The following is an 11,856-nucleotide window of genomic DNA, read 5'->3' as shown; positions in this document are numbered from 1 at the left end:
CCCGGCAGCGGGCTCGGTAACATGACAACACGGGCCCGGTTGATCTCCGCCGGGTTCAACTATGGCCGGGAGAATGACGAAACCTTCATTCGCGTCTGCCTGCCGCTGCCGGATCAGACACAAGAGGACGAAACATGAAGGTGCTGATCATCGAGGATGACGCCCTCCACAGGGCCTATCTCAATGAGGCCGTGCGTTCCGCCTTGCCGGAATGCGACACCGTGTTCGAGGCCGAAAACGGTCTCAGCGGCGAGAAGCTGGCGCGCGACCACCGGTCGGAATACATCGTCATGGACCTGCAAATGAGCCCACGAAACGGCATAGAGGCGGCGCGTACCATATGGAAGGAAAGGCCGGACACGCGAATCCTGTTCTGGTCGAACTATGCCGACGAGGCCAATGTCCGGGGCATAGCCCGCATTGTGCCGGAGGGTGCCGCCTATGGTTACGTTCTGAAATCCGCATCTGACGAGCGCCTGCACCTTGCCCTGCGCTCGATCTTCATCGAGGCGCAATGCGTGATAGACCGGGAGGTTCGCGGCCTGCAGCAGAAGAGCCTTGGCCATGCCAAGGGTTTCACCGACTCGGAATACGAGATCCTGATCGACATCGCGCTCGGCTTGACCGACCGGGCGATCGCGCGCCGCCGCAATCTGTCGCTGCGTAGCGTCCAGAACCGCCTGCAGCAACTCTATGAGAAACTCGGCGTCTACCAACCGGTCGGCGATGCGGCTGAAGAAGGCCGCTTCAATCTGCGCGCCCGGGCAGTGACGGTGGCACTGCTACGCAAACTGCTCAACCACAATGCGTTGGAGCGCGCCGAAGCGGAGCTTGAGCAATGGCTCGAGCGCAAACCGACCGCCGCCAACCACCGCTCGGCGTCCGCGTAAAAGCGGCGCTGTATAGACCGCCTGAACCCACTGGGTCTCGCCCGGCACCAGTCGTTCCAGACAGGCCGAGTCCAGAGCGCGCCGCTGCAGGTGCAGGCCACGGGCGCGCGCCGCGCCAGGCGAAATTGAATCTTGTTAAGAAATTCGGTTGACTCCGGAGACCAATGCGCTCCTATGGGTAAATTGGTATTACCACTTTACCAAATTCGCGTGCAAGGACATGCGCTGAGGGAGGATAGCAATGTTTGTGGCCTTGGAGCCGCGCCGCCTCTACAGGCAGGTCGCGGACCAAATACGCGCGCTGATCGCGGCAGGGGAATTGGTCGTTGGTCAACGGCTTCCAGCCGAGCGCGATCTTGCCGAACGGTTTGGCGTTTCGCGTCCGACAGTACGCGAGGCCCTGATCGTCCTCGAGGTTGAAGGCTATATCCAGATCCGCATGGGTTCGGGCGTCTATATCGCCAAGAGGCCGGCAGCCGTGCCGGTCACCCTACCGGCGGACGAAGTCGATGGCCCCTTCGAGATTCTTCAGGCCCGTTGCATCGTCGAGAGCGCCATTGCAGAAGAGGCCGCCCGGCATGCCTCACCCGAAGGCATCGCCCAGCTCGACGAAATGCTGGCGCGGATGGAAGCGTCATTCGAACAGCCGGAGCGCGCCATCGCCGCCGATCTCGCTTTCCATGCGGCCATCGCCGACATGATCGGCAATGCTGCGCTTCACCACGTCATCAGCCTTTTGATCGACAAGCGCACGTCGCCCTACTTCGAGAAGCTGGCGAGCTATTTCGAAGGGCCCCACACCTGGCAAAGGGCGGCAGAGGAGCACAAGGCGATCCGTGACGCCATAGCGGCCGGCGATCCGCCCGCTGCACGCGAAGCGATGCGCCGGCATCTGACGCTGGCGCAGAAGAGATTTTCGGAGAGCTTCGGGGAGGAGCTGGCCGGAGAAGACTGATCCTGCTGCGCATGGCGCGGAGGGTTGGGGAGTGGAGTCTGAAATCAATTTGGGAGGAAAAATGATGTTCAGATTGAAAGCAGTATTGGGCGCAACCGCGCTTGTTCTGGTCTCTGCCCTAGCGGCTCAGGCCGAAACGGTGCTGAAATGGGCCCACGTCTATGAGACGTCGGAGCCTTTCCATACCGAATCCGTTTGGGCGGCTGAGGAGATCGCCAAGCGGACCGATGGACGATACAAGATCGATGTCTATCCGGCCTCTCAGCTCGGCAAGGAGGCCGACATCAATCAGGGCCTGAAGCTTGGTACCGTGGACATCATCATCTCCGGTTCGAGCTTTGCCGCCCGTGACTTCAAGCCGATCGGGGTGACCTACTTTCCTTATATCTTCCGCGACCCGAGCCATCTGCTTGCCTATACGAAAAGCGACATCTTCAAGCGTCTGGCCAAGGGCTACGAAGACGCCACCGGCAACCGGATCACCGCCGTCACCTACTACGGCACGCGCCACACGACATCCAACAGACCGATCGAAAAATGCGCCGACATGGCCGGCTTGAAAATCCGCGTGCCGGACGTTCCCGCCTATCTTGCCATGCCGCGCGCCTGTGGCGCCAACACGACGCCGATCGCCTTTGCGGAAGTCTATCTGGCGCTTCAAAACGGCACTGTCGAAGCTCAGGAGAACCCGCTGACGACGATCGAGGCCAAGAAGTTCTACGAAGTTCAGAAGAACATCATCCTCACCGGCCACATCGTCGACCACCTGAACACGGTCGTCTCCAAGAACCTCTGGAACAGCCTTTCTGATGACGACAAAGGCATATTCACGGACGTAATGCAGGAGGCAGCCTCAAGGGCCACGAAGATCATCGAGGAACGTGAGAAAGGCCTTGTCGGCGAGTTCAAGAAGCGCGGCATCAATGTCGTCGAAGTCGACAAGTCCGACTTCGAGAAGACCGTGCTCGAAAAGGTGACCTTCGAGGAGTTCGGTTACAACAAGGCCGACTGGGAAGCGATCCGCGCGGTTCAATAGCCGCGCGCGACCCGGTGCCTGTCAGGCGCCGGGTTTCACCCCGCATATTCCGCCCGTTGGAGCTTCTCAAATGACAGACCCGCAACACACGCCGAGCAGCGTGGATGAGCTTGCGCACGCTTTCGAGGACGATGCAGGCCCAGTCGACCTTACGCGCTACGCGATAGAAGACTGGCTGACGCTCGCGATCTTCTGGGGCATGGCTTTCTGCGTCTTCCTGCAGTTTTTTACGCGATACGCCTTGAACAACAGTCTGGCATGGACGGAAGAAATCGCCGCCAATTGCCTCGTGGTCATCGTCTTTCTCGGTTCGGTCATGTGCGTGCGCATGTGCCGGCACATCCAGGTCGATATACTCTACCGCCTGATATCGAAGCGCGGCGCGTGCCTGCTGCAGGGCCTCGTGGACCTCATCGTGATCGGCTTCTTCGCCTACATGACGTGGCTGATGTGGCGCTATGTGGCGGTTGTCGGCAGCGAACGCATGGTCACCGTGGACCTGCCGCGCGGAGTCGTCTTCTACACCGTTCTGGCTGCCTTCGCCCTGATGTTCCTGCGCGCGCTGCAAAACCTCATCAAGGACATGACCGGCGCCCAAACGGTTCGCGAGCAGGCTGAAGAAGCCGACCTTTCACAAGGAGTCTGAACAGTGCTGCTTCTCATCGGTGCATTCCTGCTTCTCATGCTCATCGGCACGCCGGTCGCGGTCGCCATGGGCGTGGCGTCGCTGTCTTATCTCCTGGTCTACGGCGTTGCGCCAGATATCATCGCGGCCCAGCGCATGATCGCCGGCGTCGAGAGTTTTCCGCTGATTGCCGTGCCTTTCTTCATTCTTGCCGGTAATCTGATGAACATCGCCGGCGTCACCGGCCGCATCTACCATTTCGCCCTGTCGCTGGTCGGCTGGATGAAGGGTGGCCTGGCGCAGGTCAACATCATCGGTTCGGTAGTATTCTCCGGCATGTCCGGCACCGCGCTTGCCGACGCGGCCGGGATCGGCACGATCGAGATCAAGGCCATGAGGGATCATGGTTACCCCGTCGAGGCGGCGGTCGGCGTTACGGCGGCCTCGGCCACCCTTGGTCCGATTTTCCCGCCGTCACTGCCTTTCGTTATCTACGGCATGATGGCCAATGCCTCGATCGGTGCACTTTTCATGGCCGGTATCCTGCCCGGCGTCGTCATGACAGTGCTGCTTATGCTGACGGTCTTCATCTTTGCACGTCGCAAGGGCTGGGGTTCGGACACGCCCTTCGAGCTTCGCCGGCTGGCAGGCGCCTCTCTCGAAGTGGTCATCGTGCTATGCTTCCCTGCGGCCATCTACCTGCTGATCTTGGCCGGGCTTTCCGTCAATATCGCCGTGTTGATCGGGCTTGCGGCGCTCGTTGCACTCGACTGGTACTTCGATTTCCATGCCGTCATGGCACTGATGACACCGGTGTTGCTGATCGGCGGCATGTCCATGGGTTGGTTCACACCGACAGAGGCCGCAGTTGCCGCCGTCATCTGGTCGCTCTTTCTCGGCCTGGTGCGTTATCGCACCATGACCTTCAGGGCGCTGGCAAAAGCGTCCTTCGACACCATCGAGACCACGGCTTCTGTGCTCTTCATCGTCACGGCGGCTTCGATCTTCGCGTGGTTGCTGACGGTGAGCCAGGCGGCTCAGCTCTTCTCGGACTTCATGTTCTCGCTGACGGACAACTGGTGGACCTTCCTGATCATCGTCAACATCCTCCTGCTGATCGTTGGCGCTTTCCTCGATACGATCGCCGCCATCAGCATCCTTGTACCGATCCTCATGCCGATCGCTGCCCGCTACGGCATTGACCCGGTGCATCTGGGCCTCGTCATCACGCTGAACCTGATGATCGGTCTTCTAACACCGCCACTCGGCATGGTCCTCTTCGTCCTGTCGCGGATCTCCAAACTGTCGGTGGAACGTACGACCATGGCCATTCTCCCGTGGATGATCCCGTTATTCATCGCCCTTTTGCTGATCACCTTCATCCCGTCACTCACGCTGTGGCTGCCAACGCAACTCGGTTTGATTCGTTAATCGGTATCCCGCGCGCTCCGGCGTGCGGGGTTCATTTGCCAGATATGGGACATCAGGAAAGCTTCGAACATGCTGACGCGAGTGGCACGCCTCTATGGGAAACGCGATCTTCGGGTCGAAACGCAGGAACTCCCGCCGCTCGGTGCGGGCGAGGTCCTGCTGCGCATGGCGGCCGGCGGCATTTGCGGTTCCGATCTGCACTATTACCAGGATGGCGGCTTCGGGCCGGTGCGGGTCCGCGAACCGATCATCGCTGGCCACGAGGCCTCCGGCTATGTTGAGGCCATAGGCGAAGGTGACTTTTCCATCGTGCCTGGGATGCTGGTCGCCATCAATCCGTCGCAGCCCTGCGGTGAATGCCACTACTGCAGCCTCAACTTGCCCATCCATTGCCTTTCCATGCGGTTCATGGGCAGCGCCATGCGCCTGCCGCACGAGCAGGGCATGTTCCGCGACCGGATGATCGTGCCGGCGATCCAGTGCCATGCCGTCGGCGACGACGTCAGCCCGGCGGAAGCCGCTTGCGCCGAACCGCTTGCGGTTTGCCTGCATGCCGTGGCGCAGGCAGACGATCTCTCGGGAAAACAAGTCCTTGTGACGGGTGCAGGGCCCATCGGTCTTTTGACCGTTGCGGCGATCCGCCATGCCGGCGCGGCCGAGATCATCGTGACCGACCTCAGCGATGCGGCCTTGTCACGCGCGCCGGCCATGGGCGCTAATTCCACCGTCAATGTCACCCGAGAACCGGACAGCCTCTCCCCCTGGCAGAGGGACAAGGGTCAGTTCGACGTGGCCTTCGACTGCTCGGCCGCGGGTTCGGCGCTGCGCTCCGCCTTTGCCGCTGTGAAACCGCGCGGAACCATCGTGCAGGTCGGTGTCACCGGCGACATGGCCATTCCGCTCAACGCACTGGTCGGCAAAGAAATCCTCTGGCGCGGCTCGCAGCGCTTCGACCGGGAATTCTCCGAGGCCGTTTCCCTCATTTCCAGCCGGACAATCGACGTCCGGCCGATCATATCTCACGCATTCCCGCTCGAAAACGCGGTTGAGGCCTTCAAGCAGGCCGGTGACCGCAGCATCGCCTGCAAGGTGCAGCTCACCTTCGACGGCGACCGTTAAACCAAAAGGACAAGACTATGAGACATACATGGCGGTGGTTTGGCCCGGTTGACAAGGTCACCGTGCGCGATGCCGCGCAGGCCGGAGCGGAGGGTATCGTCAGCGCGCTGCATCACGTTCCCACTGGGGCTGCCTGGACACTCGACGAAATCCGCAAGCGGCAAGACGAGATCAGGGTCGGCGGCCTCTCCTGGGACGTCGTCGAGAGCGTTCCCGTGTCGGAAGACATCAAGACCCAGACCGGCGAATGGCGCAGCCACATCGCCAATTGGCAGGAAACACTGCGGCGGTTGTCCACCTGCGGCATTCGCACTGTCTGCTACAATTTCATGCCCGTACTCGATTGGACCCGCACCGACCTGCATTGGGAAACCCGCCACGGCGCAAAAGCCATGCGTTTCGATCTCGCCGACTTCGCCGCTTTCGACATCCACATCCTGACGCGCCCCGACGCCGGCGCCGACTATCCGGAATGGCTGGCGGAGGACGCAGCCAAACGCTTCATCGAAATGCCGGGTGAAAAGATCACGGCACTCGGCCGCAACATCGGCGCCGGTTTGCCGGGCTCGGCCGATGGCTACACACTCGATCAACTGCTTGAAAAACTGCGCTCCTACAAGAACGTGGACCGTATCAGGCTGCAGCAGAACCTTGTCGACTTCCTGTCGCAGGTGACGCCGGTCGCTGAAGAGGTCGGCATCAATATCTGCGCTCACGGCGACGATCCGCCATGGCCGCTGCTCGGCCTGCCGCGGATACTCTCGACCGAAGCCGACTACGCCCACATGCTGACCCAGGTCGACAGCCGCGCAAACGGCGTAACGCTCTGCACCGGCTCGCTCGGCGCCCGGCCCGACAACGATCTGCCCATCATCGCCAAACGGTTTGCCGAACGGATCCACTTCGTCCATCTGCGCAACGTGACTCGCGATACCGATACCTTGCCCTGTTCGTTTTTCGAGGACGAACATCTGGAGGGCGGCACCGATATGGTCGCCGTGATCGCCGCCCTCCTGACGGAGGAAAAGCGCCGACGGGTGGAAGGTCGTGAGGACCATCGCATTCCGATGCGACCCGACCACGGACAGGAGATCCTCGGCGACCTGACGCGCGGTGCCCAGCCCGGCTATCCGGCGATCGGCCGGCTGAAGGGTCTGGCCGAACTGCGCGGCATCGAACGCGCGCTGCTTCACTCTCACTACGGAATGGCCTGACACCGATGGAACGCCTCTCAGCCGCGACCACCTTTCCCGCCACCGTGCGACAGCCCGCCTTTGATCGCAAGGCGCTGCGCCCCGGCATCGTTCACATCGGGCTGGGCGCCTTCCACCGCGCTCATCAGGCGGTCTACACGCAACGGGCCTTGACCGCGGCCTTCGGACCCTGGGGCATTGTTGCCATCAACCTGCGCTCTCCCGAACCCGTGGAGGCCCTTGAAGAGCAGGACGGTCTCTATTCGATCGTCATCCGCGGTTCCGGCGAAGAGAGCGTCGAAGTCATTGGAGCAACGGTAGACTGGCTCTGTGCTGCCCGCGACCGGCAAAAGGTAATCGACTATCTCGCCGATCCGGAGATCCGCGTTGTCACGCTCACGGTTTCCGAAAAGGCCTATGGCCTGCACCCGGCGACGGGTGGTCTGGATCTCGATCATCCGGCTGTCGCCGCCGACCTGACCAACCCGCATGCGCCGGTCGGTGCGCTCGGTTTTCTCATCGAGGGGTTGGCATTGCGCCGCGCCAGCGGTGTGGCACCCTACACTGTGCTCTGCTGTGACAATCTCCCGTCCAACGGCAAAATCGTCCGGCGCCTCGTGCTGGAAATGGCCGAGCGCCGGGACCCGGAACTTGCCAGCTGGATCGCAGAAAACGGGGCTTTTCCCTGTAGTATGGTGGATCGTATCGTACCGGCCGCAACCGAATCCACCCGCGCGCTTGCCGGCGAGTTGCTCGGTGTAGAGGATCATCTGGCGCTTGAGACCGAGCCTTTCATGCAATGGGTGATCGAGGACCACTTCGTCTCCGGCCGCCCCGCCTGGGAGGCCGGCGGCGCCATCTTTGCCGATCATGTCGAGCCTTATGAAAAGATGAAGCTCCGGCTTCTCAACGGCTCCCACACGCTGATCGCCCATCTCGGGCTGTTGCATGGCCTGGAATTCGTCCGCGACGTCATGGCCGTGCCGGAACTGGTCGATCAGGTGCATCGCCATATGAGAGCAGTCGTCCCGACCCTTGACCCTGTTCCGGGCATTGATCTTGATGAGTACCAGCGCCAGCTTGTCGATCGCTTCGCCAACAAGGCGATTGCCCATCGCAACATCCAGATCGCCATGGATTGCAGTCAGAAGCTGCCGCAGCGCGTTTTCACCGCAGCCGTCGATGTCCTGACAACGGGTGGCGACGCTGCCGAATTTGCCCATGCGGTGGCCCTTTGGATCGCCGTGGTTCGCAAGCGTATGGACTGCGACGATCCCCGCCGTGAAGAGATTCTGGCCGCCGCGCGTGCGCTCGATCCAGCCGATCCATCCGCTTCCTTCTTTGCCATCGGCGGGCTTTTCCCGCCCGAACTGGTCGCCGCCCGAGTCTGGCGCGACCTCATCAACAGAGAACTGAAAACCTTTGCTTCCACTGCAGACAGGAAAATCCCATGAAAGCGCTCGTTTGTGACGAACCAGGCCGTCTCTCGCTCGTCTCCAGACCCGAACCCGTACGCGGTGAAGGCGAAGTTCTCGTGCGCATCCGTAATGTCGGCGTTTGCGGCACCGACTTCCACATCTTCGCCGGCAAGCACCCCTTCCTCGAATATCCACGGGTGATGGGCCACGAGCTTTCCGGCACGGTCGAGGAGGCACCCGTCGGCAGCAGCCTGGAAAAGGGCGAGCCAGTCTACATCGTTCCCTACCTGTCCTGCGGCAACTGCCAGGCCTGCCGCAAGGGGCTGACCAACGCTTGCCGCAATATCCGAGTGCTCGGCGTTCATTGCGACGGCGGCATGGCCGAATATGTCTGTGTTCCCGAACGCAATGTCGTGCCGACCGGCAGCATTGCGCTGGAAGACGCGGCAATGATCGAATTCCTGGCCATCGGCGCCCATGGCGTGAAGCGAGGCAATCTCGGCGCACAGGATCGCGTGCTGATCACCGGCTCCGGCCCGATCGGCATGTCGGCGATCATCTTCGCCAAGGCGCGCGGCGCTCATGTGACCGTGATGGACACCCGAGAGGACCGCTTGGCGTTTGCCGTCGAGCAACTCGGCGCGGATGAAATCCTGATCGCCGGTGATCAGGCCGAAAGCGAGGCGGAGCGCCGGACCGACGGCGAATGGTACGACGTCGTCATCGACGCCACAGGCAATGCCGCCCCAATGCAGCGAGGCTTCAATTTCCTGAACCATGGTGCGCGCTATGTGCTGCTCTCGGTCGTTCGGCAGGATATCACCTTTGCCGATCCCGAATTTCACAAGCGTGAGGCAACGCTTTTCGCCAGCCGCAACGCGCAACCTGATGATTTTGCCGAGGTCGTGCGCCAGATGGAGGCCGGCCGTGTGCCGACCCGGGCGCTCAACACCCATCGGGGTCGTCTGGAAGACGGTGCGCGACTATTTTCCGAATGGTCGCGCCCGGAAGCTGGCGCGATCAAGGCCATCTTGGAGGTATGATTCGACAACGGCTCCGGGGTGCGGAGAATTGCCGTGGGGATTTCGAACGGCCGGCGCCTTGCTCTGCATACGCCGGCTCAAATCGGCGGCCCCATCGGGGGACCGTTTCCTATGACACGGCAATGCCACGCTCCAACGACGGTTCCTCGAACGAACGCAGGTTAAACGGGAACGGAAAGACAGTCGCCCTTCACGGGCGACTGTCTGCGGCGGAAACCGGTGGCCTTTGTCACGGAATTGTTCATGTCAGCCTAGGTCTCCATCAACCCTCAGGCTGCAGACAAGGTGATGACGCCCGGAGTACCTAACTTCGCCATTCGTTGGCGCGGGCGAATCTGCCGGGCGCCATACCGAGCCGTTTGCGGAACGCGGTGCTAAAGGCGCTGGCGGACCCGTAGCCGATTTCGTCCGCAATGCGGTCCAGCGGTTTTGTTCCCTGCACCAGGGCATCCTTGGCGAGCGCCATGCGCCAGCGCGCCAGATATTCGATAGGCGCGCAACCAAGCGTCTCGCCGAAGCGTGCGGCAAAAGCCGAGCGCGACATGTCGGCGATACCGGCCAGTTCGGCAACCGTCCAGTTCGCGCGAACATCCGCGTGCATGGCTGCCAGCACACGGGCAAGCCCGGGATCACGCATTCCATTCAACAGCCCGACTGGAACCCTCTCACTCTCGACGCTGCGCCAGCGCAGTGCCTCGACCAGCAGCACCTCGAGCATGCGCTGGACGATCAGTTGCTTGCCCGGATGGTCGGCGACACACTCCTCGGACAGTAGTTCTATGAGGCGACCGAACCGGGATGTTCGTCCCTCGGAGGCGGGGATGTGAATGAGGTTGGGCAGTAGAGAAAGCAGAAGCGAGGCGTTAACCTGCTCGAAGGTGAAACTCCCGCCCAGCGCGACGAAGTCGGCTTCGCCTTCTTGCTCACCATGCCGAACCGCCACATCCGTCGGCTCGACGGGGGTGCAGGTGAGGCCGGGCTGGCTGCAAAGTGAGAATGCGGGTGTCGTCGGCAGCAGCAGGAAGTCGCCCTGCGTCAGTCCTAGCGGCTCCCTGCCGTCGAACAGGACCCATGCCTCCCCGGAAAGGACAATCGTGAAACCCGGCGCGTCATGCGCCCGATAACGGACACCCCATTGCCCACGGCCGGAAATCGGCTTCGAGACGGCGGCGCTCGGTCGCAACAAAGTTATAATTTCGCTGAGAGGGTCCATTTCGTAGACGATAGATAAATAAATTCAGACTTTGAATTATATATCATCTCGAAATCATCGTCTATCTCCTTCTCCATGGAAACCAAGGAGACAGAAAATGACCAAGACGATCCTGATTACCGGCGCTTCGTCGGGCTATGGCAAGGCCACCGCCGAATATTTCCTTTCTCGCGGATGGCATGTCATCGCCACGATGCGGCGTCCCGATCCCGCCCTGTTCGGCAGTGAAGACAACCGATTGCATGTGCTGCCGCTCGACGTAACGAGCGGTGAGAGCATCGCAGCTCTCGTCAAGGCGGCCGGTCCAGTCGACGTGCTGGTCAACAACGCCGGCATCGGTATGGCCGGCGCGTTCGAAGCAACGCCCATGCCGGCGATCCGCAAGATTTTCGACACCAACACTTTCGGCGTGATGGCGATGGCGCAGGCAGTGATCCCGCAGATGCGCGAGCGTCGATCCGGCACCATTGTCAACGTGACTTCCAGCGTCACGCTCGCACCTTTCCCACTTACTGCGGCTTACACCGCAAGCAAGCAGGCGATCGAGGGCTTCTCCGATTCGCTCGCGCATGAACTGGGTTATTTCGACATTCGCGTGAAGCTGGTCGAGCCAGGTTATGCGCCGACCACGAACTTCATTGCGAACTCCGTCCTGCCCTTGGATCAATTGCTTCCGGGCGATTATGCGGAGTTCGCCCGGCCGATCCTGGAGGACTTTGCCAGGCCGGCCCTGACGACGGCGGAAGACGATGTCGCGGAGGCGATCTGGAACGCTGTCCATGATGTCTCCGGCCAACTCCGCTTCCCGGCGGGTCCGGACGCCGTGGCCTTGACTCAAGGGAGCTGACGAACGCCATCCGTATCAGGCCCTGGCCGCGTCCGGACGTATTTCTTTTAGCTGCGGGTGCCAAGCGGGGCTGGCGGAAGCCGCGA

Annotated in this window: 11 protein-coding genes; 10 read left to right on the top strand and 1 reads right to left on the bottom strand. The window is 61.5% G+C overall.

Annotation, left to right across the window (positions count from 1 at the left end; genetic code table 11):
* The first annotated feature begins 134 nt into the window (after positions 1-134).
* From RNA01_RS08810 to RNA01_RS08765, 9 genes are all read left to right on the top strand, one after another.
* Positions 135-890: a response regulator transcription factor gene (locus RNA01_RS08810; RefSeq protein WP_147179602.1), complete on the top strand. Its 756-nt coding sequence runs from the start codon at positions 135-137 to the stop codon at positions 888-890.
* Between the two features lie 241 nt (positions 891-1,131).
* The gene (locus tag RNA01_RS08800) at positions 1,132-1,845 is read left to right on the top strand and encodes a FadR/GntR family transcriptional regulator (RefSeq protein ID WP_147179600.1); all 714 of its coding nucleotides are present in this window, start codon (positions 1,132-1,134) and stop codon (positions 1,843-1,845) included.
* A gap of 61 nt (positions 1,846-1,906) precedes the next feature.
* On the top strand, positions 1,907-2,881 hold the full coding sequence (locus RNA01_RS08795; protein ID WP_147179599.1) for a sialic acid TRAP transporter substrate-binding protein SiaP: 975 nt from the start codon (positions 1,907-1,909) through the stop codon (positions 2,879-2,881).
* 70 nt (positions 2,882-2,951) lie between these two features.
* The gene (locus RNA01_RS08790) at positions 2,952-3,527 is read left to right on the top strand and encodes a TRAP transporter small permease (protein ID WP_147179598.1); all 576 of its coding nucleotides are present in this window, start codon (positions 2,952-2,954) and stop codon (positions 3,525-3,527) included.
* A 3-nt stretch (positions 3,528-3,530) separates the two neighbouring features.
* Positions 3,531-4,937 (top strand): TRAP transporter large permease, encoded by a 1,407-nt coding sequence (locus tag RNA01_RS08785; RefSeq protein ID WP_147179597.1) that lies wholly within the window; start codon positions 3,531-3,533, stop codon positions 4,935-4,937.
* Positions 4,938-5,006: 69 nt separating this feature from the next.
* Positions 5,007-6,056: an L-idonate 5-dehydrogenase gene (locus tag RNA01_RS08780; RefSeq protein WP_147179596.1), complete on the top strand. Its 1,050-nt coding sequence runs from the start codon at positions 5,007-5,009 to the stop codon at positions 6,054-6,056.
* 17 nt (positions 6,057-6,073) lie between these two features.
* A complete protein-coding gene (uxuA, locus tag RNA01_RS08775; RefSeq protein WP_147179595.1) occupies positions 6,074-7,270 on the top strand; it encodes a mannonate dehydratase in 1,197 nt (398 codons plus the stop codon).
* Between the two features lie 5 nt (positions 7,271-7,275).
* Positions 7,276-8,703 carry a mannitol dehydrogenase family protein gene (locus RNA01_RS08770; RefSeq protein WP_147179594.1) on the top strand — a complete coding sequence of 476 codons (1,428 nt, stop codon included), beginning with the start codon at positions 7,276-7,278 and terminating at the stop codon, positions 8,701-8,703.
* Positions 8,700-9,710, top strand: coding sequence for a zinc-binding alcohol dehydrogenase family protein (locus RNA01_RS08765; protein ID WP_147179593.1), 1,011 nt, complete (start codon positions 8,700-8,702; stop codon positions 9,708-9,710). Before RNA01_RS08770 ends, RNA01_RS08765 begins: the two co-directional genes overlap by 4 nt.
* Positions 9,711-10,014: 304 nt before the next feature.
* Here the strand turns inward: RNA01_RS08765 and RNA01_RS08760 are convergent, their stop codons facing one another.
* Positions 10,015-10,923 carry an AraC family transcriptional regulator gene (locus RNA01_RS08760; protein WP_147179592.1) on the bottom strand — a complete coding sequence of 303 codons (909 nt, stop codon included), beginning with the start codon at positions 10,921-10,923 and terminating at the stop codon, positions 10,015-10,017.
* A 97-nt stretch (positions 10,924-11,020) separates the two neighbouring features.
* Here RNA01_RS08760 and RNA01_RS08755 point away from each other — a divergent pair, with 97 nt between their 5' ends.
* Positions 11,021-11,770, top strand: a complete 750-nt coding sequence (locus RNA01_RS08755) for an SDR family oxidoreductase (RefSeq protein WP_147179591.1) — start codon at positions 11,021-11,023, stop codon at positions 11,768-11,770.
* The last annotated feature ends 86 nt before the right edge of the window (positions 11,771-11,856 follow it).

Origin of the sequence: Paenirhizobium naphthalenivorans (assembly GCF_007992095.1) — a bacterium.
GTDB classification, from domain to species: domain Bacteria; phylum Pseudomonadota; class Alphaproteobacteria; order Rhizobiales; family Rhizobiaceae; genus Allorhizobium; species Allorhizobium naphthalenivorans.
Note: the sequence above shows the minus strand (reverse complement) of the source record. Positions and strands in the feature narration are given on the sequence as shown.

What these genes read in the sequence shown, in the direction of transcription:
- RNA01_RS08760 (WP_147179592.1), bottom strand. Translation starts at nt 10,923, where the DNA reads ATGGACCCTCTCAGCGAAATTATAACTTTGTTGCGACCGAGCGCCGCC.
- RNA01_RS08810 (WP_147179602.1), top strand. Translation starts at nt 135, where the DNA reads ATGAAGGTGCTGATCATCGAGGATGACGCCCTCCACAGGGCCTATCTC.
- RNA01_RS08755 (WP_147179591.1), top strand. Translation starts at nt 11,021, where the DNA reads ATGACCAAGACGATCCTGATTACCGGCGCTTCGTCGGGCTATGGCAAG.
- RNA01_RS08790 (WP_147179598.1), top strand. Translation starts at nt 2,952, where the DNA reads ATGACAGACCCGCAACACACGCCGAGCAGCGTGGATGAGCTTGCGCAC.
- RNA01_RS08795 (WP_147179599.1), top strand. Translation starts at nt 1,907, where the DNA reads ATGATGTTCAGATTGAAAGCAGTATTGGGCGCAACCGCGCTTGTTCTG.
- RNA01_RS08765 (WP_147179593.1), top strand. Translation starts at nt 8,700, where the DNA reads ATGAAAGCGCTCGTTTGTGACGAACCAGGCCGTCTCTCGCTCGTCTCC.
- RNA01_RS08800 (WP_147179600.1), top strand. Translation starts at nt 1,132, where the DNA reads ATGTTTGTGGCCTTGGAGCCGCGCCGCCTCTACAGGCAGGTCGCGGAC.
- RNA01_RS08780 (WP_147179596.1), top strand. Translation starts at nt 5,007, where the DNA reads ATGCTGACGCGAGTGGCACGCCTCTATGGGAAACGCGATCTTCGGGTC.
- RNA01_RS08770 (WP_147179594.1), top strand. Translation starts at nt 7,276, where the DNA reads ATGGAACGCCTCTCAGCCGCGACCACCTTTCCCGCCACCGTGCGACAG.
- uxuA (WP_147179595.1), top strand. Translation starts at nt 6,074, where the DNA reads ATGAGACATACATGGCGGTGGTTTGGCCCGGTTGACAAGGTCACCGTG.